Source organism: Streptomyces sp. NPDC002138, assembly GCF_040296485.1.
In the GTDB taxonomy this organism is placed as follows: Bacteria; Actinomycetota; Actinomycetes; order Streptomycetales; family Streptomycetaceae; genus Streptomyces.
Genome location: NZ_JBEOXE010000046.1, coordinates 1 through 22632, shown reverse-complemented (window position 1 = coordinate 22632; position 22632 = coordinate 1). Strand labels below are relative to the sequence as shown.

Sequence of the window (22632 nt, the reverse complement as noted above, 5' to 3'; positions counted from 1 at the left end):
CGCCTTCCCTCCTTGGCCGAATCAGGTCGGGCGGGGGTGGCGGAAAGCGGCAGGGGCGGGCCCGGGGTTCAGTGCGCGGTGAGCACGTACGCGTCGAGGGTGGTGTTCCCCCGCGGGAGGGCGAGCGAGCCGAGGGTGTCCAGGGTGGGCCGCAGCGCGCGGGCGACCGCGGTGTCCGGGTCGAGGGCGGCGTACATCTCCCGGCAGATCTCGATCTCCCAGTCCGCGTCCTGGAGCCCGGGGGTCGCGAGGGTCTCCTCCGTCGCGGGCTGCCAGCCCGCGGGGCCGAGCAGGGCCCGCAGGGCGTCCCGGGACATCGGGGTGCGCACATTGGCCCCCTCGCCGTGCCCGTACGCGGCCGCCTGGCCCTGGGCCAGTACGGCGAGCAGGTGCGGGATCCGGTCGGCGGAGCGCGGGGTGAGGTCCCATTCGGCGAAGAGGAGCGTACGGGCCCACGGGCGCACCCGGGCCAGGGTGCGCCCGAGCCGCTCGGCCGAGTCGAAGTACCAGGAGCAGTGTGCGAGCACCACGCAGTCGAACGCGCCGTCCGAGATGCCCGCCGTCGCCGCCCCGTCCAGCACGTCGCATCCGAAGCGGAAGTCGATGCGGGAGCCCAGCGGCCCGGCCGCGAGCCGCGCGGCGGACTCGCCGACCGTCACCGGCGCGCCGTACGAGGGATCGGCGACGTCCACGGCCAGCACATGGCCGTGCGGTCCGACGGCGTCGGCCAGCACGGCCGTCATGTCGCCCTGCCCGCAGCCCACCTCCAGCACGCGGGCGCCGGGCGCGATGCCCCAGTGGCGCACCAGCTCGCTCCGGTACCGGGTCTGGGTCTCCTGGACCGCGTGGTCGTGGTCGGCGGCGGCCATCGCGCCGGTGAGCGCGGCGATGTGGTCGGGTGAAGCGTGGGGCACGTGTTCCTCGAATCCGGGATGAGGGGTGGTACGTCGTCTGCGGTACTGGCCGTGGGCCGCTATGACGACATCACGTCCCCGGCGCCACCGCACCGGGTTTTCCGTCGGCGGCCCGGCGGAGTGCGGCCCCCGCGGGCGCCCCGAGGTCACGCGCCGGGCCCGGCCGGCCCGGTCCACTCGCGGGCCAGCGCGGCGAAGGCGCGGGCCGCCGCACTCTCGTACGCGCTCTCCCGGCGCAGCAGCACCACGGTGCGCGCGGGCACGGCCGGGGTCAGGCCGACGGGGTGCAGGCCGGGCTGGTCGCGGGCCAGCGCGTCGGGGAGCACGGTGGCCAGATCGGTGCGCCGGACGATCTCGGTCAGCGCGCCCAGCGAATTCGCCTCCACCACGATCCGGGGCGCGATGCGCCGCGCGGCGAAGTAGTCGTCGATGTGGGACCGCGTCGCGAACTCACCGCTCAGCAGGGCGAGATCGCACTCCGCGAGATCGGCGGCGGCCAGCGGCGAGGTGCGTCCGGCGAGCGGGTGGGCGCCGCCCACGGCCAGGCCGAGCGTCTCCGTGAACAGCTCGGTGGCGCCGATGCCCGCGAGGTGCGGCCCCGCGAAGGCGATCGCGAGGTCCAGGGAGTCGGCCAGCAGCCCCGACTCCAGCTGGGCCTGCGTCATCTCCTTGACGTCCAGGGTGATTCCGGGATGGCGCAGCCGCAGCCGCGCCGTCAGTGGTCCCAGGAGGTAGGTGGTGAAGGTCGGGGTCATCGCGAGCCGCAGGGTGCCCCGGGACAGATCGGCCACGTCGAGGACGGCCCGCTCGGCCGCGGCCAGATCGCGCAGGGCGCGGCGGGCGTAGTGCAGATAGGCGGCCCCGGCGTCGGTGGCCCGTACGGTACGCCCGCTGCGGTCCAGGAGCTGGGCGCCCACGGTCCGCTCCAGCTGCCTGATCTGCTGCGACAGGGTCGGCTGGGAGACCCGCAGCTCCTCGGCGGCGCGGGTGAAGCTGCCCTGCTCGGCGACGGCGAGCAGATAGCGGAGGTGACGCAGTTCCGGAGCCATGGGCACCACGATAGACCGGTCTATAGATGAGACCAATAACGATCATGATCAGTACGACTTGGACACTATAGGCACAGCTCATGCAGGGTGGATCTCGTCAGCCCGGCAGCACCGCCGGGCCGCACCGATCCCCACCGACGCACCCCGAAAGGAGTGGCCATGCACGCGCTCGCAGCGGGTGTCGCGCACTTTCAGCAGGACGTCTTCCCGGCGAAGGCGGGGCTCTTCGCCCGCCTGGCGACCACCCACCGACCGGACACGCTGTTCATCGGATGCTCCGATGCCCGGGTCGTGCCCGAGCTGATCACCCAGCGCGAGCCGGGGGAGCTGTTCGTCATCCGCACGGCCGGCAACCTGGTGCCCGCCCACGCCCCCGGCCCCGACGGCGTCGGGGCCAGCATCGAATACGCCGTCGCCGCGCTCGGCGTCCGCGACATCGTGGTCTGCGGCCACTCCGCCTGCGGCGCGATGACCGCGCTCGCCGAGGGCCGGGACCTGGCCGCACTGCCCGCCGGCGCGCACTGGCTGCGCCACGCCGACGCCTCGCTGGCCCGCGCCGGGTCACCGGGCGGCGCGGCCCCGGACGCGGACCGGCTCGGCGCACTGATCCGGGACAACGTCGCCGCGCAGCTGGCCAATCTGGCCACGCATCCGTCGGTGGCCCGCGCGCTGGCCGCGGGCGCCGTCGCCCTGCACGGCTGGGTATACGACATCCCCACCGGAGCCGTCGAGGACGTCACCTCCGCGGCCGCCTGATCACCCCCGTCCCTTCCCTCCCCTCCCGCACACGAAGGAAGTTCCCCATGCTGCACGCCCAGTTCGACCCCTCCGCGCGGCAGGCCCTCGCGATCACGGCCGTCGAGGCCAAGACGCGCAAGGACCTGTCCTGGCAGGAGATCGCCGACGTGACGGGCCTGTCGGTCGCCTTCGTCACCGCCGCGCTGCTCGGCCAGCACCCGCTCCCGGCCGACGCGGCCGCCGCCGTCGGCGCCCTGCTGGACCTGGACGACGACGCCGTACGCCTCGTGCAGACGGTCCCTACCCGGGGCTCGATCCCGGGCGGCATCCCGACCGATCCGACCATCTACCGGTTCCACGAGATGCTCCAGGTGTACGGAACGACCCTGAAGGCCCTGGTGCACGAGCAGTTCGGCGACGGCATCATCAGCGCCATCAACTTCCGGCTCGACGTGAGGAAGGCCGCCGACCCGGAGGGTGGGGAGCGCGCCGTCATCACACTCGACGGCAAGTACCTCCCCACCAAGCCGTTCTGATGGGCCCTCAGACGGCCAGCGGGTCGGCCGGTCAGCAGGTCAGCCGGTCGCCCGGAGTCACGCCCAGCAGCTGGGTGAAGGACTTGTAGCTGTTCACGCGGCTCTGGACCTGTGCGGGATTGCCGCCGTTGCACTCCAGGGAGCCGTTGATGGAGCGGATCGTCTCCCCGAAGCCCGCTCCGTTGACCATGGCCGCGTGGGCGGTCATCGTGCCCGGGCCGTTCTGGGTGTTCCAGTACCAGAGGGCCGTCTTCATCGCCACGGCCGGATCCTGCTCGACCAGGTACGGGTTCGCGAGCAGGTTGATGCCGAGGGCGTCGCCCGCCGCCTTGTAGTTGAAGTTCCAGCTGAGCTGGATGGGGCCGCGGCCGTAGTAGGCGGCCTGCCCGGCGGGACAGCCGTACGGCTGCGACGCGTCGCAGTAGTGCGGGTAGTTGGCCGTGTTCTGCTCGACGATGTACACCAGCCCGCCGGTCTCGTGGGCGACATTCGCCAGGAAGGCGGCGGCCTCGCGGCGCTTGGTGGTGTCGTCGCCCGTGGTGGCGAAGCCCGGGTAGGCCGACAGGGCCGCGACCAGGCCGTTGTAGGTGTAGAAGGGGTTCCTGTTCGGGAACATCTGGTTGAACTGGGCCTCGGAGACCACGAATCCGGAGGGCGTACCGGGCCCGGGGTTCGGGTCCTGGCCGCCACCGCAGACGCCCAGGTCCGCCCAGACGCCCCACTGGCCGGTGGTGCCGGGCGTCTCGCCCTGGGTCCACCACTTCGCCTGCCAGTTGTGGCCGCCGTACGAGATGGTCATGCCGTTCGTGTACACGGCGGAGGAGCCCCAGGCTCCGGCGCAGGCGGTGGCCGCGGCGGCGGGGGTGGCGGGCAGGGCGACGGCGAGGGCGGCGGTCACGGCCGCGGCGGATGCCAGGGCCAGGGCGCGGCGGCGAAGCGCACGAATCACGGGACTGCTCCTTGGGTGGGGGGAGTTGTCGTGGGGGACAACCACCGCCCACTCAAGCGAAACTGGTCTGGACCTGTCAAGGTCTAGACCAGCTTCGTCCGGTGTGCGGGTCCTGCCGTACCGCTCAGGGGTCGATGGTCACCGGCCAGGAACCGCCGAGGGCGAGGGCCGTGCCCACCAGTCCGATGTGGCTGAAGGCCTGCGGGAAATTGCCGAGTTGGCGCCCGGCGACCGGGTCGTACTCCTCGGCCAGCAGTCCCACGTCGTTGCGCAGCTCCAGCAGCCGCTCGAACAGCTCCCGCGCCTCCTTCTCCCGGCCCGTCATCAGCAGCGCGTCCGCCAGCCAGAACGAGCAGGCCAGGAAGGTGCCTTCGCTTCCGGGCAGCCCGTCCACGGGCGGCCCCTCCGTCGAGTAGCGGCGTACCAGCCCCGCGTGCCCGAGCTCCTCGCGGACCGCGTCGACCGTACCGATGACCCGCGGGTCGTCCGGCGGCAGGAAACCGACCCGGGGGATCAGCAGGGTCGCCGCGTCGAGCTCCGTCGAGCCGTACGACTGGGTGAAGGTGTTGCGGACGGGGTCGAAGCCCTTCTCGCACACATCGCGGTGGACCTCCTCGCGCATCGCGCGCCACTCCTCGACGTCACCCTCCAGCTCCGGATGCGCCTCCAGGGTGCGCACGGCCCGGTCGGCGGCCACCCACGCCATCACCTTGGAGTGCACGAAGTGGCGGCGCGGTCCGCGCACCTCCCACAGACCCTCGTCGGGCCGGCGCCAGTTCTCCGAGACGAACCGCAGCAGCGCCAGATTGATCTGCCAGGCGTGCGACTCGGTGACCAGCCCCGAGGTCCGCGCCAGATAGAGGGAGTCGATGACCTCCCCGTACACGTCGAGCTGGAGCTGGTCGACGGCCGCGTTGCCGACCCGGACCGGCGCGGAGGACTCGTACCCGGCGAGCCACGGCAGGTCGGTCTCCGGGATCCGCCGCTCGCCGGCGATCCCGTACATGATCTGGAGGTCGGCCGGGTCGCCCGCGACCGCGCGCAGCAGCCACCTGCGCCAGGCCCGCGCCTCGTCGAGGAAGCCGGTCTGCAGCAGCGAACCGAGGGTGAGGGTCGAGTCGCGCAGCCAGCAGTAACGGTAATCCCAGTTGCGTACGCCGCCGAGCTCCTCCGGGAGCGAGGTGGTGGGCGCGGCGACGATGCCGCCGGTCGGTGCGTAGGTGAGCGCCTTGAGCGTGATCAGCGAGCGCATGACGGCCTCGCGGTACGGGCCGTCGTACACGCACTGCGCGGACCACTCCTGCCAGTCCTCCAGGCTGTGCACCAGTGCCTCGTAGGGGTCGACGAGGTCCGGGCGCGGCTCGTGCGAGGGGTGCCAGGTCAGCACGAAGGCCACCCGTTCGCCCGCCTCGACGGTGAACTCCGACCGGGTGCTCTGGTCCTCGCCCCAGGTCTCCACGGGCGGCTCGCTGCGCAGCCAGGTGGAGTCGGGTCCGGCGACGGCGACCCGGTGGCCGTCGCTGCGGCGCACCCAGGGCACGACGGCGCCGTAGTCGAAGCGCAGCCGGATCGTGGCCGCCATGGGGACCGCGCCGGAGACGCCCTCGACGATGCGCACGACGTCCGGCGCGACATCGCGCTGCGGCATGAAGTCGGTGACCTTGACGGTGCCTTCGTCGGTCTCCCACACCGATTCGAGGACGAGCGACTCGCCCACGTAGCCGCGCCGGGTGCATCCGGCCCCGGCCGGGGCCACGGCCGGAGCGATCCGCCAGTGGCCGTTCTCCTCGTCCCCCAGGAGCGCGGCGAAACAGGCGCCCGAGTCGAAGCGGGGCAGGCACAGCCAGTCGATGGATCCGTCCCGGCCCACCAGGGCGGTGGTCATCAGGTCGCCGATCAGCGCGTAGTCCTCGATGCGTTGGTTCACCCGAGTCGTTTTCCCCCGTGATCCACGGGCTAAGCGGGCCGACCGGGGGTGAGACCGACACGGGCCGTCACACCGTCGGGGCCGTGGACGAGTTCGACGCCCAGGGTGGTGAGCAGGCGGTGCACGGGGATGTTGTCCGAGCCGGTGCTGATGAGCACCGCGGCGAACCCGTCGGCCCGGGCGCGCTCGAGGAGCCGACGGAGCACGGCGGCGCCCACTCCGGCGCCCCGGTGACGGCGGGCGATCCACACCCCTGCCTCGGCCGCCCCGGCCGCCCCGGCGGCGCCGGGCGCGTGCGCGGACGGAGAGGCCGGACACAGCCGGGCGGCTCCGGCGACCTCCGCTCCCACGAGGACGGCGAAGGTGGCCTCGACCGGCTGGGCGGACAGGGATCTGGAACGGTGGAAGCGGAGGAACGCCGCCCGGGCCCCGGCGGTCCACCCGTCCTCGCCGGGCACCGGAGGCATCACTTCCAGGGGATCCGCGTCCGCCACCGCGGTGCGCAGCAGTGCGAGGAGAAGGTCCTGGTCAAGTGGTCGCAGGGCGACGTCGGAGCGCATCCGCGCATTGTGCCAAGGGGGTGCGGGGCGCGTCGCCGGGGTTTTCCCGGGCCGGGCCGGTCCGTACCCGGACCGGGTCCCGGCCCCGGTGTCAGTGGGTGCCGAGGGTGATCCAGCGGGCGGTGCTCGGGACGCCCTTCGCGTTCAGGAGGAACAGCATGTAGTGGCCGGGCGGGGCGTCGGCGGCGCTGGGGGGTGTGCGCAGGCCGATCGTGTTGCCGGGGGTGGTGGTGAGGCGCAGTTCCAGGTGCCGCTGGCTGGTGTTCACCGCGTGGGTGACGGTCGTCGGGGCGAGGAGCACGGCGCGCTTCACCTCGCCCGGTGTCGAGGTGCCGGCCCGGAATTCCGTGTCGTAGCCGAGGTTCCCGGCCGGTACCCGGTCCAGCGCGGGCCGTGCGCCGCGGTGCAGGTAGGCGGGCTCGTACAGCTCGATGCTGCCGTCCATGCCGTCGCGGATGTCGGGGTCGTTGGCGATCTGCTGGAGTTCGTCCCCGGTGATCATGATCCGGCCGTCCGGCAGCACGAGGGCGTTGGAGTGGTAGCCGCGGGGGAGCCGCTGGGCCGGTCCCAGCCGCCAGCGGCCGTCCGCGCCCCGGGTCTCGATCTGCCGGTACTTCAGGTCGGCCTCCGGATTGAAGGGGCCGTGGCCGTAGTTCCGGGTGTCCAAGGCCCCGTTGACGGTGAGCAGGGTGGCGTCCGGCAGGATCAGCGTGTCGTCCTGGGTCCGGCCGAAGGCGCGCGGCTGCTGCGTGGTCCACGCGCCGCCCGAGAGCTGGTAGGTGTTCGGGTCGTGCGGGTCCCCGCCGAGGACCAGGACCGAGTCGGGGCCGTGGAACCCGGCCGGCAGCGGCACGGCCGAGCCGTAGCCGCGGAAATCCGCGGGCCGTCGGGCCAGGTCGCGCCGGGTCTCCTGGACGGGGTCGAACAGCCACTGCTGGTCCGCGTCGCGCCCGAGCCCGTAGATCATGCCGTCCCGCAGCGAGAAGAGGTGCGGGTAGTCGTTGCGGAAGGGCGCGTCCGCCCCGAACCGTTCCACCGGGAGGCCGACCGGGATGTCGTACCTGCGCCAGGGCACGGGACGCGAGCGCGCGGGGAAGCGTTCGACGACCGGAGTGGGCGTGCCCGTACCGCGTTCGGACTGGCCCGACATGATGTACTGGCGCCCGTCCGCGCCGGTCACCACCGAGGGGTACCAGCGGCCCACGGACATGTCGCGGTTGCGGAACCAGGTCTCGGTCCACGGGTCGAAGACGAAGGACAGCTTGGCGCCGGTGCCGCCCTTGCCGCCGACGTTCCCGCCGAACACGGCGACCATGCCGTTCGGCAGGAAGGCGTGCCCGGCGCAGAAGAACGGGGCGGGGCGGGGGGTGTACGTCCCGTCGGGCATCAGGACGGTCGGGGGTTCGACCTTCTTGAAGGCGCGGGCCCCGGTGCCTTTGGCGGGGTCCCAGAGGTAGGCGCGGCCCGCGTTGGTGCGGCCGATCCGGTCGGTGGGGCCGGTCTCCTTGGTGGGGTCGGTGTTCACGCGCTCGAAGGAGAAGAGCAGCACCTTGCCGGTCGGCAGCAGGGCGACGTGGACCCCGAAGTCGGGGGAGGGGAAGTACTCCGTGAACCGGCCGGACGCCGCCGGGCTGAAGGACGCGTTGGCCGCCAGCTGGGAGGTCCGTAGGGCTTCGAGGCTGGCGGTGCGTTTGGCCTGCGGGTATTCCGGGGCGGCGGCGGTGCCTGCGGCCAGGCGGCGTTGGGCGTGTTCCCGGGCGTGGGCCTCGCCCAGTTGGGCCGTCTCGGCGGGGTCGGGGGCGGGGGCGGCTGCCGGCGGTGTGGCGGAGTGGTGGTGGGTGGGGGGAGGGGGGACGGGGGGAGCCGCGGCGGTGAGGGTGGCCAGGGCCGCGAGGGCCACTGAAGCGGACAGGACGGCGGACCGGTGTGCGCGGGACATGAGGCTGCATAGTAGGAGAAAAGGGGCGGGTGGGTCGGTGTGCCGCGCACGGGTGCGGGGGTGGCGGCGGGTTCCGGCTGGGCCGGTGCCCCGCACGAGCGTCTCCTCGGCTCGCGGGCCCGGGGGGTCGGAGCGTGCGGCGGGGGCGACCCGCTCGGCCTGCGGGGATGCTGGTGCGGGGCACGGTCCCAGCGGGAACCCGCCGTGGGGTGGTGCCTCGGCATGCGGGGATTCGGGTGCCGGGGGCGACGTACACTCGGCGTCATGGGTCGCACTCGCACATGCGTTACGGGGAGCCACCCGCACCGGGGCGGCCTCGAGCCGTGTCCCGTTGAGGCCGGCCCTGATGCGTTGCACGGCCACGGCTAGCGCTTTCCGCCGCCCCGGGTACTGACACCCCTTCGCCACCGCCGGTCCGGTCACATTCGCACCCGCTCATTTTCACCGCAGCTCCGGCGCACCGCCGGAGCTGCCGCCTGGCTGCTGCCGCACGACCGGGCCGCGTGCCACCTTCGAAGGGACCACCATGAAGCTCAGCGAGCTGTTGGCAGGGCACGACCACGAGGTTCTCCGGGGCGACCCGGAGACCGTGGTGATCACCGCGGGGCCCACCTTCGACGTCGACCGGGTGACACCCGGATCGCTGTTCATCGCCGTTCCCGGTCATGTCGAGGGCGGTCCCGCCGCCGTCGGGCCGGCCCTCGCGCGCGGCGCCGCGGCGGTCCTCGTCGGCGCGGAGGCGCCGCAGGCCCCGGCGCCCGGGGGCTGCGTCGTACGGGTGCCGGACCCCCGCAAGGCGGCCGCGGTCGCCGCCTCCCGCTACTTCGGCGAACCGGGGCGGCAGATGGACGTGGTGGCCGTCACCGGCACCAACGGCAAGACCTCCGTCTCCTACATGGTCGAGTCGGTGCTGCGGATCGCGGAGGGCGCGAAGGTGGGCGTCATCGGGACCGCGGGCAGCCGCATCGGCGACGAGCTGATCCCGATGCCCCGCTCGGTGCTGACCACCCCCGAGTCGCCCGATCTGCAGTACCTGCTGGGATGCATGCGCGACCGCGGGACCACCGCCGTCGTACTGGAGGCCACCTCGATGGCGCTGCTGACGCACCGGGTGGACCGTACGTTCATCGACGTCGGGGTGTTCACCAATCTGACCCAGGACCACCTGGACGACCACGGCACCATGGAGAACTACCGGGACGCCAAACTCCGGCTGTTCCAGGGGCTGTGCCGCCGCGCGGTGGTCAACCTGGACGACCCGGTCGGAGCGGGCATCCGCGCGATGATGCCGGACGCGGTGACGACGTACGCCGTGGACGCCGAGGCGGACTACCGGGCCACCGATCTGGTGATGGACGCCTCCGGCACCCGCTTCACGCTGCGCCACGACGGGCACGCCCATCCCGCGTCCCTCCCCGTCCCCGGCCGGTTCTCGGTCTCCAACGCGCTGGCCACCGTGGCGGCCTGCCACGTCCTGGGTCACGACCTGCCCGGGCTGGTGGCCGCGCTCGCCGTGATGCCACCGGTTCCCGGCCGGTTCGAACGCGTGCGGACCCCGGGGGGAACCTCGGTGATCGTGGACTACGCCCACTCGCCGGATTCACTGGACAAGGTGCTGACGGCCATCCGGGGGTTCGCGCGCGGCCGCGTCATCACGGTCTTCGGGTGCGGCGGGGACCGGGACACCACCAAGCGGGCCGAGATGGGGCGGATCGCGGGCACCCACTCGGACCTGTGCGTCCTCACCTCGGACAACCCGCGCCACGAGGACCCCCGGGCGATCCTGGACCAGATCGCCCCGGGCATCGCCGCGACCGGTACGCCCTTCGAGCGGTTCACCGACCGCCGCGAGGCCGTGGCCTTCGCCCTGTCCGTCGCCGGTCCGCTCGACACCGTGCTGATCGCGGGCAAGGGCAGCGAGCCGCACCAGATCATCGGCGACCGGCTGATCCCCTTCAGCGACGTGGCGACGGTCCGCGAACTGGCCGGGTCGTAACCCGGCTCCCGGGCCGCCTCCGCCCGGGCGTGTCGCCCGGATGGCTGTGGACGGCGCCGCCCGGCACGACAGGGCGGTGCCGTGCTCGTAGCGTCGTCAGCGTCAGGGGCCCGTACGGCCCCACAGGGTGAACTCTCCTGATGAGAGGCCATGTCGATGCAGTCAGACGCGCCGATATCGAGCCTGCTGCGGGTCCACCGCGGCACCGCCGAACCCGAGGAGCTGGCCGCCGTCGCGGTCGTGGTGGCCTGCCTCGTGAGCCGTGCCTCCCACGCCGCCCGCGAGGCCCGCCAAGCCGCCCGGGCACCCCGGCACCGGCATCCGCGACCGCGCGGCCACGGATGCTGGGCGGGGTGCTGGGCCTGCGGCTGACGGCGGGACCGCCACGGGCCGCTGCTCAGGAGGTGCGGAGCACCTTCGACAGCACGTCGAGCAGGACCGCCTCCGGATCGGCCACCGGGCCGTCCGCGCGCCAGGCCACGAACCCGTCGGGGCGCACGAGCACGGCACCTCCGGCCGGCAGCTCGTGCACCTCGGTCCAGTCGGCGTCGTCGGCCTGGACCAGATCGGCCCCCGAACCACCGGATCCGACCGTGTACGAGTCCAGCCGGGCGGCCACGCGCCGGGATACGGCCCCGGCCGCCGCCGACCACGCCGTGTCCGGGGCGCTCAGCAGGACGAAGGACCGCTCGTACAGGTCCAGCGTGGAGATCCGCTGCCCGGCCCGGGTCAGCCACATGTGCGGGGCCCGGGTTCCGACGTCACCCTTCAGGCGCAGCCCGTCCGGGATGATCGGACGGGCCGGGTCGCCGCCCACCACCGCTCCGGTCGGATAGCAGTACCCCATGGCCGTGGGCAGCACCCCGCTCTTGGGGCCGCCCCCGCCCATGCTGGGCGGCGGCGCGAACCCCGGGTGGCTGTGCTCGGCCGAACGCGCCGACGCCCGCTCGCTCGTCGCCCTGGCCACCGGGAGCCGCTCGGCCTCGTAGGTGTCCAGCAGCTCCATGCCGGCCGACCCGTCGAGCACCGCCGCGATCTTCCACGCCAGGTTGTGCGCGTCCTGGATGCCCGTGTTGGAACCGAAGGCACCCGTCGGGCACATCTCGTGGGCGGCGTCCCCGGCCAGGAACACCCGGCCGGCGGAGTACCGCGTCGCCACCCGTTCGGCCGCGTGCCAGGGGGCTTTCCCGCCGATCACGACGTCCAGGTCCGGGACGCCGATCGCCTCGCGGATCTGACGTACGCAGCGCTCCTCGGTGAAGTCCTCCAGGGTCTCGCCCTGATCGGGGTGCCACGGCGCGTGGAAGACCCACTGCTGGTCGTTGTCCACCGGCAGCAGCGCCCCGTCCGCGCCCGGCCGGATCAGGTAGCAGACGATGAAGCGCAGATCGCCCAGCACCCCGGCCAGCCGCTTCGAGCGGAAAGTGATGCTGACGTTGTGGAACAGCTCGCCGCCGCCCGTCTGGGGGATGCGCAGGGCTTCCCGTACGGGGCTGCGCGGACCGTCGGCGGCGATCAGGAAGTCGGCGCGCACCCGGATGTGCTCGCCGGTCTCCCGGTTCTTCACCAGGGCGTCCACACCGGTCTCGTCCTGGTCGAAACTCATCAGTTCGGTGGAGAACCGCACGTCGGCGCCCTGCGCCCGGCTCTGCGCGGCCAGTTCGGGCTCGACGTTGTTCTGACTGCACAGGCACCAGCCGGTGGGGCTGAAGCGGGCCAGCGCGCCGCCCGGGTCGATCGTCTTGACCAGCCAGTTGTGCTGGTCGCCGGTCAGCGACTCCGTCTGCAGGATGCCGTTGTTGCCCTCCAGGGCGGAGGCGGCCCGCCGGATCGCGGGCTCGGCACCGGCCGTGCGGAACAGTTCCATGGTCCGGGCGTTGATCCCGCGTCCGCGCGGGTGCTCGGACGTACCGGCGTGCTTCTCGACGAGCATGTGCCTGATGCCGTGACGGCTCAGGAACAGCGAGGCGGACAGGCCCACGAGCGAGCCGCCCACGACGAGGACCGGTACGCGGACATCGGCGTTCTCTTCCATTGGCAAAGGGCTCCTGGTTTCTGTGCGGGTCGGTACGGGGCAGTGGAGTCCTTTATGCCCCCGTTCGTCCATCGAGCCCGGGCGATTCGTCTCTTGTCACCCGCTTGATTGTGAGATGTAGCGATCCGCGCGTGTCGGGATGACCATGAGTGACAGCGGCGCCCCTCCTCATCGGAACGCGACGGCCTCCACGCCCGCACGCCCGCACACCCTTGACGCCCCACGAAGGAGCGAGCAGATGACCAACACCCTGGCCGAACGGGTGTCACAGTCCGCCTTCGACGGCTCGATGCTCAGGGTCGTGCTGCTGATGGACCTCCACGAAGGGACCCAACAGCGGTTCTTCGACGCCTACGAGCAGCTCCGCCACGACATCGCGTCCGTCCCGGGACACCTCGGCGACCAGCTGTGCCAGTCCTTCGAGAACCCCTCCCAATGGCTCATCACCAGCGAGTGGGAGAGCGCGCCGCAGTACCTCGCCTGGGTCAACAGCGAGGCCCACGCCGAACAGGTCCGCCCGCTGGGTGCCTGCGCCCGCTCCATGCGGCCGCTGAAGTTCACGGTCCTGCGCGAGACCGGCAGGCGCTACGACGGCCCCGCGGCCCCGACGGTACGGGCCCGGCTCCAGCCCTCGCCCCGCCTCGGCGCGGGCATCGTCCGCCACGGCCTCACCTTCACGGTCAAGCCCGGCAGCGAAGCCGCCGTCGCGGAGATCCTCTCCTCGTACGCCTCCCCGGCCGCCCGGGTCGACGACCACACGCGGCTGTGCCGCACCTCCCTCTTCATGCACGGCAACCGGGTGGTGCGTACGGTCGAGGTCCAGGGAGACCTCATGGCGGCGCTGCGGCACGTGTCCGAACAGCCCGAGGTCCGCGCCGTCGAGGAGGCCCTGAACCCCTATCTGGAACAGGACCGCGACCTCGCCGACCCCGAATCGGCCCGGATGTTCTTCATGCGCGCCGGACTTCCGGCGGTCCACCACATCGCCGCCCACGGCACGGAGCCCGGCGCGGACGAGGTCCACCGCCACGCCGTCCTCTACCCCGCCAAGCCGGGCTGCGGGCCCGCGCTCGCCCGGTTCCTCGCCCAGCAGGACGAGGACGCGGCCCGGCGCCCCGGCGGTCCGGTGCGCAGCAGCAGCATCTTCCAGCGCGACGACATCGTCGTACGCCTGCTGGACGTGAGCGGACCGGCCGACGCCCGCCCCGCGGCCGCCGTCGGCATCGACGGGCCCCGCAAGGCGGCGGTCCTGGAGCGGCTGCTCGCCCGCCCGGCCGGCCGCGCGCCGGCCGCGCCCCACCCCATGAAGCTGATCACGGACCGCCACGCGGCGCCGCGGTCCTGATCCGGCGGCCGGAACGCCCTCCGCGTACGGCCGCACCCCGCACCACCACTGCCGCACCACCCCGCACCATCCCCACCCACCCCCCGACACGACAGCCTCGTGCAGGCTCCGTCTCCGCCCGGAGGAAGTCCGCCATGACCAGAGAACGCCCACGCATCGTCGACCTCAGCGAGACGCAGCCCAACACCCGGCGCGGAGGAGATCTGCGAGCCGTGCTCACACCGACCTCGGTGGGCTGCACCAGCGGTTTCATGGGCCTGGCCGTGATGGCCCCCGGTGAATCCATCGCCGAGCACTACCACCCGTACTCCGAGGAGTTCGTGTACGTGGTGGCCGGGCACCTGGAGGTCGACCTCGACGGCGAGGCCCACCCGCTGCGCACCGACCAGGGGCTGCTCGTCCCCCTCAACGTGCGCCACCGGTTCCGCAACGTCGGCGACACCGAGGCCCGGATGGTCTTCCACCTCGGCCCGCTCGCCCCCCGGCCGGAACTCGGCCACGTCGACACCGAGGAAGCACCGCACACCGCCGCCCACACGACGGCCGTCGAGTGGGATCGTCCGCCGGACCGTACGGGAGTGGTGTCGTGACCGGCCGCCGGGTGGCCGTCACCGGAGTCGGCGTCGTCGCGCCCGGCGGCATCGGCGCCCGCGCCTTCTGGGACCTGCTGTCCCACGGCCGTACGGCGACGCGCGGCATCACCCTCTTCGACCCGGCCGGATTCCGGTCCCGGATCGCCGCGGAGGTCGACTTCGACCCCGCCGCGCACGGCCTCGACGAGGACACGGCCGCCCGGGCGGACCGGTACATCCAGTTCGCCCTGGTCGCCGCCCGGGAGGCGGTGGCCGACGCGGGCCTCGACCTCACCGCCGACGGTTCCTGGCGCACCGGCGTCTCCCTGGGCACCGCCGTCGGCGGCACCACCCGGCTGGAGCACGACTACGTCGACGTCAGCCAGCGGGGCGAGTGGTGGGACGTGGACGAGCACCTCGCCTCGCCCTTCCTGCACCGCGCGTTCACCCCCGCCACCCTGGCCTCGGCGGTCGCGGAGCAGACGGGCGCGCGGGGCCCGGTACAGACCGTGTCCACCGGCTGCACCTCGGGTCTCGACGCGATCGGGTACGCCGTCCACTCCATCCAGGAGGGCCGGATGGACGTCTGCATCGCGGGCGCCTCCGACTCTCCCGTGTCCCCCATCACGGTCGCCTGCTTCGACGCCATCAAGGCGACCTCGCCGAACAACGACGACCCCGCCCACGCCTCGCGGCCCTTCGACGCGAACCGCGACGGATTCGTCCTCGGCGAGGGCGGCGCCGTCCTCGTCCTGGAGGAGCTGGAGCACGCCCGGGCCCGCGGCGCCACGGTCTACTGCGAGATCGGCGGGTACGCCACCTTCGGCAACGCCCACCACATGACGGGGCTCACCACCGAGGGCCTGGAGATGGCCCGGGCCATCGAAACCGCCCTCGGCCAGGCCCGGATCGCCGCCACGGAGATCGACTACGTCAACGCGCACGGCTCCGGCACCAAACAGAACGACCGCCACGAGACCGCCGCCGTCAAACGGGTCCTCGGCGACCACGCCTACAAGACCCCGATGAGCTCCATCAAATCCATGGTCGGGCACTCGCTCGGCGCCATCGGCGCCATCGAACTCGCCGCCTGCGTCCTGGCGCTCCGGCACCAGGTGGTCCCCCCGACCGCCAACTACGAGACCCCCGACCCCGAATGCGACCTGGACTACGTGCCGCGCACCGCGCGCGAGCACCCGCTGCGCAGCGTGCTCTCCGTCGGCAGCGGATTCGGCGGCTTCCAGTCCGCCGTGGTCATGTCCCAGCCGAAGGAGGTACGCGTGTGAACGCCCGTACCAGTGCCGCCCGTCGGCCGCCCGGCTCACCGGCGGTCGTCATCACGGGCATCGGGGTCGTCGCACCCAACGGGATCGGCGCCGACGCCTTCTGGAAGGCCACCCAGGCCGGAGACGGCGTCCTCGACCGGATCACCCGGCAGGGCTGCGAACACCTCCCGCTGCGCATCGCGGGCGAGGTCCGCGGCTTCGACCCGGGCACCCTCGTCGAGGACCGCTTCCTCGTCCAGACCGACCGGTTCAGCCACTACGCCCTCGCCGCGGCCGACCTGGCCCTGGAGCACGCCCGGCTCGGCCGCGCGGACTACGAGTACGACCCCTACTCCGTCGGCGTGGTCACCGCCGCCGGCTCCGGCGGCGGCGAGTTCGGCCAGCGCGAGCTGCAGCGGCTCTGGGGACAGGGACCCCGCTACGTCGGCCCGTACCAGTCCATCGCCTGGTTCTACGCGGCGAGCACCGGCCAGGTCTCCATCCGGCGCGGGTTCAAGGGCCCCTGCGGGGTGCTGGCCAGCGACGAGGCCGGAGGGCTGGACGCCTTCGCGCACGCCGCCCGGGCCATCCGCCAGGGCAGCCGCGCCATGCTGGTCGGCGCGACGGAGGCCCCGCTCGCGCCGTACTCGGTGGTCTGCCAGCTCGAGTACGACGGGCTGAGCGTCAGCGACGATCCCGAACGGGCCTACCGCCCCTTCACCGACAAGGCCTGCGGCTTCGTCCCCGCCGAGGGCGGCGCCATGTTCGTCGTCGAGGCCGCCGACGCCGCCGCGGCGCGCGGAGCGCCCGTACGGGCCGAACTCGCCGGGCACGCCGCGACCTTCACCGGCCCCGGTCGCTGGGCGGAGTCCGCGGAGGGCCTCGCCCGGGCGATCCGCGGCGCGCTGCGGGAAGCCGACTGCGCCCCCGAGGAGGTCGACGTCGTCTTCGCGGACGCCCTCGGCACCCCGGAAGCCGACGCCGCCGAGACCCGGGCCCTGCACGAGGCCCTCGGCGCACACGGCCGCAAGGTGGCCGTCACCGCCCCCAAGAGCGGTACCGGGCGCGCCTATTGCGCGGCCGGCACCCTCGACGTGGCCGCCGCCGTGCTGGCCCTGGAGCACGGCATCGTCCCGCCCACCCCGAACGTCTTCGACGTGTGCCACGACCTGGACGTGGTCACCGGCGGCGCCCGCCCCGCGGAGCTGCGCACCGCCCTCGTGCTGAGCCGGGGCCTGATGGGCTCCAACTCGGCACTCGTCATCCGTGGGCGGCAGCAGTAGTCCGCCTCCGCAGCGATCCACCTCCGCAGAAAGAAACAGTCACAGAGAAACGCAGTCACAGAGAGCAGTCACAGCGAAACGCAGCAGTCGCAGAGAGAAGGCACCCACCATGTCCGACCGACTCACCATGGAAGAACTCGCGGCCCTGATGAAGAGCGCCGGCATCACCGTCGACCCCGCCGAGCTGGCGAGTCGTCCGGACGCGCTGTTCGACGACTACGGCCTCGACTCGCTGGGACTGCTCGGCGTCGTCGGTGAACTCGAGAACCGGCGCGGCCGCGCGCTGCCGACCGACGCGGACCGCTGCAAGAGCCCGGGCGAATTCCTCGACCTGGTCAACAACAGCCTGATGACGGGAGCCTGACATGGCCGGCCACACCGACAACGAGATCACCGTGAAAGCTCCCGTGGACCTCGTGTGGGAGATGACCAACGACCTCCCCAACTGGCCCCGGCTCTTCAGCGAGTACGCGTCCATCGAGATCCTCGACCAGGCCGGTGACACCACCCGGTTCCGGCTGGCGATGCACCCGGACGAGAACGGCATCGTGTGGAGCTGGGTCTCGGAGCGCACCGTCGACCGCGAAGGCCTCACCGTCCGGGCCCGCCGGGTCGAGACGGGCCCGTTCGCGCACATGAACATCCACTGGGAGTACGCCCCGGTCCCCGGCGGCACCCGGATGCGCTGGGTGCAGGACTTCGCGATGAAGCCGGAGGCCCCCATCGACGACGCGGGCATGACCGACCGGATCAACCACAACTCCCGCATCCAGATGGAGCTGATCCGCGACAAGATCGAGGCGCACGACCGGGAGAACCCCGTCCCCGTCGCCGGCGGCCGCTGACCGCCCCTCGCCACTCCGAGCAGAAAGGCCCTCCCCCTCCCATGCACCAAGCGCTCATCGTGGCCCGAATGGCGCCCGGTTCCGCACCCGACATCGCCGAGCTGTTCGCGGCATCGGACGCGGGCGAGCTGCCCCACCTGGTCGGCGTCAAGCGCCGGAGCCTGTTCCAGTTCGGCGACGTGTACATGCACCTGATCGAGTCCGACACCCCGCCGGGGCCGGCCATCGCCGAGGTCACCGATCACCCGGAATTCCGCAGCCTCAGCGACAGCCTCGCCCGGTACATCAGCCCGCACGACCCGCAGACCTGGCGCAGCCCCAAGGACGCGATGGCCCAGCGCTTCTACCGCTGGGAGCGCCCCAGCGGCTGACGGCCGCGACGACGCTTCCCCGCACGGCCCGACGGGCCGGGACGGACGCCACGGTGCCCACGGCACGGCACGGCGCTCCCGACCGGCCCGCCGGGCTGTCGGGGCATCGGGGCATCGGGGTATCCGGCTAGCGGGGCAGGCGCGACACACCGGAGCCGGGCGCGGAGGTGACGGGAGCCGCGGGGGCCGGGCCCAGCGTCGTGGTACCGGGGGCCGCGCGATGGCCGAGGCCCGTCCGGTACGCGTCCAGCGCCGCCTCCGTACGCCCGGCGCGCCGCAGCAGATCTCCCAGCAGCCGGCACAGATCGGCGAGGTCGCCCGACGCCCCGCTGCGCTCCAGCAGGGCCAGCGCGCGTACGTAGTGCTCCTCCGCGGCCTCGGTGTCGCCGCGCTCCTGCGCGATCAGCCCGAGCAGCCGGTGGGCCCCGCCCGCGTGCACCGCGCCGTGCCGGTCGCCGAGCTCCAGCAGCTCCGACAGCAGCGCCGCCGCCTCCTCGTACCGGCCCAGCCGGCGCAGTACGTCGGCCAGCTCCACCTCGACCTGCGCGGTGTAGAGCGCGGCCCGGCGCGCCGCCAGCATGTCGCGGGCCGTGCGCAATTCGGCCTCGGCCGCGTGCAGTTCGCCGTTCTGGGCCTGTACGTACCCCCGCATCCAGTGGCAGTGCGCCAGGTCGGCCCCCAGCCGCAGCTGCCGGTAGATCGCCTGGGCCTTGGCGAGCGAGGCGTCGGCGTCGGCGGGCCGCCCCTCGGCGAGGAAGGTCCGCGCCACCTGCCGGTGCATGCCCGCGACCAGCGCCGGATCGCCGACCCGGGGCGCGAGCGCCAGCGCGAGTTCGGCCGCGTGCGCGGCCCGCGCGAGGGCGCCCATGTCGATGTACGGGCCGATGACGGCGGCGTAGAGCAGCAGCAGCGCCTCGGGGTCGGGCAGCCCGCTCGCGTTGAGTTCGTCGATGGTGGACTCGAGGAGGTAGCAGGCGTAGCGCAGCTCGCCGGTGAGCAGCAGCGCGATGGCGCGGCCCCGGATCGGGCGGGCCCGGCGGTGCAGCGGCTCGCCCTCCAGAAGCCGCTCGGCCGCCTCGAACCGGGCCACGGCGTCGGTGAGTTCGCCCGACTCCAGGGCGCAGTCGCCCAGGCCGAGCAGCGCCTCGACCCGCTCGGCGGTCAGGCCGAGGCGCTCCGCCTCGGCCAGCAGCCGCCGGTAGTGGTCGGCGGCCTCGTCGGCGGCGCCGGTGGCCAGCGCCCGCTGCGCGTCGGTCAGGGCGAGCCGTAGCTCGGTGGCCAGATGGGCGGGCCTGCCCGTGACCAGCTCCTCGTAACTGACGTCCAGCCGCCCGGCGAGGAAGCGCAGGGCGGCCTCGGACGGCCGGACCTTGCCCGACTCCAGCGTCGAGACGTACGCGCCGCTGTACGCGGGCTCGGCCAACTGCCGCTGGGTCAGCCCGCGTTCGCCGCGCAGCCGCTGCACCCTGCGCCCGATCTCGGCCGGTTCGTCCATCGATGCTCCCTGTTCCCGCCCACTCACTGCTGAGCGAACAGTATTGAGGCGCGCGGACCATTGCGCACGCCTCGCGCGCCCCCTAATTTAAGCAACCGGTTCAGTCTGCTTAATCCGTTGCTTAACTTTCCTGCCCCTGGGGGCACTTCGTGAGAACAGGGCACCGCATGAGAACAGGGCAGTTCACGAGACCAGCCGTCCGCCCGTCCCTGCGGGCGGCCGCCCTGGCGTGCTGCGCCGCCGTCGTGCTGCTGGCCGCCGGACCCGGTGGCGCGAGCGCCGCACCGACGCCGAACCCGGCCGCCACCGGGTCCGGCGCCACCCGCATACCCGTGGAGGTGCCGGGGCCGGAGAGCGGTGGCGACGCCGGATCCGGCACCGTCCGGGTGCCGGCCGGCGGCCGGGCGGCGCCGGGGCTGCGGCTTCCGGAGGCCGAGCGCGCGGCCGACGGAGCCGTCACGAAGATGGTCGACAACGGTCCGGTCGCCGACCGCCTCGACATCGTGGTCGTCGGGGACGGGTACACCGCCGCGGAACTGGACCGCTTCCACGCCGACGCCAAGGAGAAATGGGCCGAACTGGCCGCCGTGGAGCCCTATGCCAGCTACCGGAACCTCTTCAACGTCTGGACGGTCGACGCGGTCTCGCGGCAGTCGGGAGTCTCCGGCGACCCGGACCCGGCGACGGTCCGCGACACCGCGCTCGGTTCGTACTTCTGGTGCGAACAGATCGAGCGGCTGCTCTGCGTCGACCAGCCCAAGGTCGACGGGTACGTGGCGAAGGCGCCCGCGGCCGACCTGGTGATCGTCCTCGCCAACAGCGCCAAGTACGGCGGCGCGGGCTACAACGAGCCCAGTGCGAGCCTCGGTTACGCGGGCATATCGACCGCATCGGCGGGTCACCCGAAGTCGGGCCAGGTCGCCATCCACGAGACGGGGCACTCGCTGGGCAAGCTCGCCGACGAGTACTTCTATCCCGGCGTCCCGGAGTACGAGCACTACACCGGCCCCGAGCCCACCGAGTCCAACACCTCCACGCTCGCCGCCGGTCCGATGGGCACGCAGCGGACCAAGTGGTACCGCTGGCTCGGCGAACCCTCGCCCGACGGGGGCGCGGTCGGCACGTACGAGGGCGGCGGCTACTTCGTGTCCGGCCTCTACCGGCCGACGGACGCCTCGATCATGCGGGTCCTGGGCAAGCCCTTCAACCTCCCCGGGGTCGAGGCGATGATCGCGGGGTTCTACCAGCACGCGCACCTGGTCACCCCGCTCGCCCCGACCGCCCGCACGCTGCGGCTGTGGGACGCCGCGAAGGTCTCCATACCCCGCCTGACCGGGGCGGACGGGCGGCAGCCGGTGGTCCGCTGGTACCTGGACGGCCGGGAGCAGAAGCGGTTCGCGGGGCGCACCGAGGTGCGGGTGGGGGAGCTGTGGCTGCTCGACCTGCGGGGTCACCGGCTGACGGTCACCGCCGAGGACCGCACCTCTTCGGTCCGCGACCCGGAGATCGCCCGCACCCTCCGCTCCTCGGCGGAATGGCAGGTCCGCCTCTAGGCAGTGTCTGATGGCTCTTTGATGAGGTCGCGGAGCCAGATGACGATGGCTGCTGTGGCCAGGGTGCCGTTGAAGATGTAGTCGCGTTTGTCGTAGCGAGTTGCGACGGCTCGGTGTTGTTTCAGCTTCCCGATGGTGCGTTCGACGGTGTTGCGCTGGCGGTACTGCTCGCGATCGAAGGCCGGTGGGCGGCCGCCGGCCCGGCCGCGCCTGCGGCGCTTCGCACGCTGGTCGTCCGGCTGGGCGATCGTTGCCTTGATTCCGCGTTTGCGCAGGTAGAGGCGGTTGGCGCGGCTGGAGTACGCCTTATCGCCGCGGGCCCGGTCCGGGCGGGTGCGGGGACGCCCGCGCCCGGTGCGGGCCACGTTCAGGGCCTGCATGAGCGGGATGAACATCGGGCTGTCCCCGCGCTGGCCGGGTGAGGTCAGCCAGACCAGGGGCCGGCAGCGGTCATCCGCCAGCAGGTGGACCTTGCTGGTCAGCCCGCCCCGGGAGCGTCCCAGGGCCTCGCGGCCCTCTGCATCCACACGCGTTCCGCCCCCTTTTCGGGATGGTCGGCCGGGGGCGCGTGCCGGGCCCCGGCCGCATGCTGATGGGCCCGGCAGGAGGTGGAATCGACGTTGACCGCCCACGAGCCGTCCTCGTCCGAGGCGGTGGCATCGGCGCCGGCCTGCAACGCCCGCAGGTTCTTCAACCAGGTGCCGTCGGCCGACCAGCGGCGGTGGCGTTCGTAGACGGTCTGCCAGGATCCGTAGCGTTCGGGCAGGTCACGCCAGGGAATCCCGGTCCGGGTCCGGTAGAGCACCCCGTTGACGACGGTCCGGTGGTCAGCCCACCGACCACCCGGGCTACCGGTCTCCGGCAGCAACGGAGCTATGCGATCCCACTGAGCATTCGTCAGTTCGTGCCGACGCACCATGACCGACTCATGCCCGGAACAGCGAGAGATCCACCACCCCGGACAAGAGCCATCAGACAGGGCCTAGTCCCGGCCCGGTGGCCCCGGTGGGGCCCGGACCCGGCGTCGCCGCTCCCGGCTACCTGGCCCACCCCTTGCCTCGCCGGCATTCGGCGCGCGGTGCCGGGCATTCCAGCCTCGCCGGCGTTTGAGGCGCGGTGACCCACCTCAGCTTCGCCGACGCGCCGTGCGGCATTTCAGCCTCGCCGGCGTTTGAGGCGCGGGGTCTGGGGCGGAGCCCCAGGAGCCCCGCAGGGGACAACGGCCCTGGCGGGCCGCACCGGGCTCCGCCCGGACAGGTC

At 72.9% G+C, this 22632-nt stretch carries 21 protein-coding genes; 12 read left to right on the top strand and 9 right to left on the bottom strand.

The features are described 5' to 3' along the window. Positions 1-68: 68 nt before the first annotated feature. Both ABT084_RS26510 and cynR read right to left on the bottom strand, forming a co-directional pair. A complete protein-coding gene (locus tag ABT084_RS26510) occupies positions 69-914 on the bottom strand; it encodes a class I SAM-dependent methyltransferase (RefSeq protein ID WP_351048710.1) in 846 nt (281 codons plus the stop codon). A gap of 146 nt (positions 915-1060) precedes the next feature. Then, positions 1061-1963, bottom strand: coding sequence for a transcriptional regulator CynR (gene cynR / locus ABT084_RS26505; protein ID WP_351048708.1), 903 nt, complete (start codon positions 1961-1963; stop codon positions 1061-1063). Positions 1964-2122: 159 nt separating this feature from the next. On the opposite strand from cynR, the gene ABT084_RS26500 reads away from it, so the two are divergent. After that, positions 2123-2719, top strand: a complete 597-nt coding sequence (locus ABT084_RS26500; protein ID WP_351048705.1) for a carbonic anhydrase — start codon at positions 2123-2125, stop codon at positions 2717-2719. A 47-nt stretch (positions 2720-2766) separates the two neighbouring features. Further along, a complete protein-coding gene (gene cynS, locus ABT084_RS26495; protein ID WP_351048702.1) occupies positions 2767-3237 on the top strand; it encodes a cyanase in 471 nt (156 codons plus the stop codon). Positions 3238-3268: 31 nt separating this feature from the next. Here cynS and ABT084_RS26490 read toward each other — a convergent pair whose 3' ends face one another. The 4 genes from ABT084_RS26490 to ABT084_RS26475 form a co-directional block, all read right to left on the bottom strand. Continuing rightward, on the bottom strand, positions 3269-4159 hold the full coding sequence (locus ABT084_RS26490) for a glycoside hydrolase family 19 protein (RefSeq protein ID WP_502969205.1): 891 nt from the start codon (positions 4157-4159) through the stop codon (positions 3269-3271). A 151-nt stretch (positions 4160-4310) separates the two neighbouring features. Next, the gene (locus ABT084_RS26485) at positions 4311-6113 is read right to left on the bottom strand and encodes a glycoside hydrolase family 15 protein (protein WP_351048700.1); all 1803 of its coding nucleotides are present in this window, start codon (positions 6111-6113) and stop codon (positions 4311-4313) included. Positions 6114-6142: 29 nt separating this feature from the next. Beyond that, a complete protein-coding gene (locus ABT084_RS26480) occupies positions 6143-6673 on the bottom strand; it encodes a GNAT family N-acetyltransferase (RefSeq protein ID WP_351048698.1) in 531 nt (176 codons plus the stop codon). 91 nt (positions 6674-6764) lie between these two features. Next, on the bottom strand, positions 6765-8612 hold the full coding sequence (locus tag ABT084_RS26475; RefSeq protein WP_351048696.1) for a galactose oxidase early set domain-containing protein: 1848 nt from the start codon (positions 8610-8612) through the stop codon (positions 6765-6767). Between the two features lie 526 nt (positions 8613-9138). Between ABT084_RS26475 and ABT084_RS26470 the strand changes: the two genes are divergently transcribed. Both ABT084_RS26470 and ABT084_RS26465 read left to right on the top strand, forming a co-directional pair. After that, positions 9139-10608 (top strand): UDP-N-acetylmuramoyl-L-alanyl-D-glutamate--2,6-diaminopimelate ligase, encoded by a 1470-nt coding sequence (locus ABT084_RS26470; RefSeq protein ID WP_351048694.1) that lies wholly within the window; start codon positions 9139-9141, stop codon positions 10606-10608. A 150-nt stretch (positions 10609-10758) separates the two neighbouring features. Beyond that, a complete protein-coding gene (locus tag ABT084_RS26465; RefSeq protein ID WP_351048691.1) occupies positions 10759-10980 on the top strand; it encodes an acyl-CoA carboxylase epsilon subunit in 222 nt (73 codons plus the stop codon). Positions 10981-11005: 25 nt separating this feature from the next. Here the strand turns inward: ABT084_RS26465 and ABT084_RS26460 are convergent, their stop codons facing one another. Beyond that, positions 11006-12643 carry an FAD-dependent oxidoreductase gene (locus tag ABT084_RS26460; protein ID WP_351048688.1) on the bottom strand — a complete coding sequence of 546 codons (1638 nt, stop codon included), beginning with the start codon at positions 12641-12643 and terminating at the stop codon, positions 11006-11008. A gap of 238 nt (positions 12644-12881) precedes the next feature. Between ABT084_RS26460 and ABT084_RS26455 the strand changes: the two genes are divergently transcribed. The 7 genes from ABT084_RS26455 to ABT084_RS26425 all read left to right on the top strand — a co-directional run bounded on the left by ABT084_RS26455 (position 12882) and on the right by ABT084_RS26425 (position 18324). Beyond that, complete coding sequence (locus ABT084_RS26455; RefSeq protein ID WP_351048685.1) at positions 12882-13988, top strand: SchA/CurD-like domain-containing protein; 1107 nt, start codon at positions 12882-12884, stop codon at positions 13986-13988. Between the two features lie 134 nt (positions 13989-14122). Continuing rightward, positions 14123-14578: a cupin domain-containing protein gene (locus ABT084_RS26450; RefSeq protein WP_351048683.1), complete on the top strand. Its 456-nt coding sequence runs from the start codon at positions 14123-14125 to the stop codon at positions 14576-14578. Continuing rightward, positions 14575-15846, top strand: coding sequence for a beta-ketoacyl-[acyl-carrier-protein] synthase family protein (locus ABT084_RS26445; protein WP_351048681.1), 1272 nt, complete (start codon positions 14575-14577; stop codon positions 15844-15846). Before ABT084_RS26450 ends, ABT084_RS26445 begins: the two co-directional genes overlap by 4 nt. Then, positions 15843-17108: a beta-ketoacyl synthase N-terminal-like domain-containing protein gene (locus tag ABT084_RS26440; protein WP_351048678.1), complete on the top strand. Its 1266-nt coding sequence runs from the start codon at positions 15843-15845 to the stop codon at positions 17106-17108. The genes ABT084_RS26445 and ABT084_RS26440 overlap by 4 nt, the downstream gene beginning before the upstream one ends. Before the next feature lie 109 nt (positions 17109-17217). Beyond that, complete coding sequence (locus ABT084_RS26435) at positions 17218-17472, top strand: acyl carrier protein (RefSeq protein ID WP_351048675.1); 255 nt, start codon at positions 17218-17220, stop codon at positions 17470-17472. 1 nt (position 17473) lies between these two features. Beyond that, the gene (locus ABT084_RS26430; RefSeq protein ID WP_351048673.1) at positions 17474-17953 is read left to right on the top strand and encodes an SRPBCC family protein; all 480 of its coding nucleotides are present in this window, start codon (positions 17474-17476) and stop codon (positions 17951-17953) included. 41 nt (positions 17954-17994) lie between these two features. Then, positions 17995-18324, top strand: coding sequence for a TcmI family type II polyketide cyclase (locus ABT084_RS26425; RefSeq protein WP_351048671.1), 330 nt, complete (start codon positions 17995-17997; stop codon positions 18322-18324). A 127-nt stretch (positions 18325-18451) separates the two neighbouring features. On the opposite strand, the gene ABT084_RS26420 is transcribed toward ABT084_RS26425, so the two are convergent. Further along, on the bottom strand, positions 18452-19819 hold the full coding sequence (locus ABT084_RS26420; protein ID WP_351048668.1) for a tetratricopeptide repeat protein: 1368 nt from the start codon (positions 19817-19819) through the stop codon (positions 18452-18454). Positions 19820-19986: 167 nt separating this feature from the next. Between ABT084_RS26420 and ABT084_RS26415 the strand changes: the two genes are divergently transcribed. After that, positions 19987-21372 (top strand): M64 family metallopeptidase, encoded by a 1386-nt coding sequence (locus ABT084_RS26415; protein WP_351048665.1) that lies wholly within the window; start codon positions 19987-19989, stop codon positions 21370-21372. Here the strand turns inward: ABT084_RS26415 and ABT084_RS26410 are convergent. After that, positions 21369-22291, bottom strand: a protein-coding gene (locus ABT084_RS26410) for an IS5 family transposase (RefSeq protein ID WP_502969204.1) whose coding sequence is annotated in 2 segments (ribosomal slippage) — positions 21369-21943 and positions 21943-22291 — 924 coding nt in all. Because the reading frame shifts where the segments join, the coding sequence is not laid out codon by codon here. The genes ABT084_RS26415 and ABT084_RS26410 overlap by 4 nt on opposite strands. Positions 22292-22632: the final 341 nt, after the last annotated feature.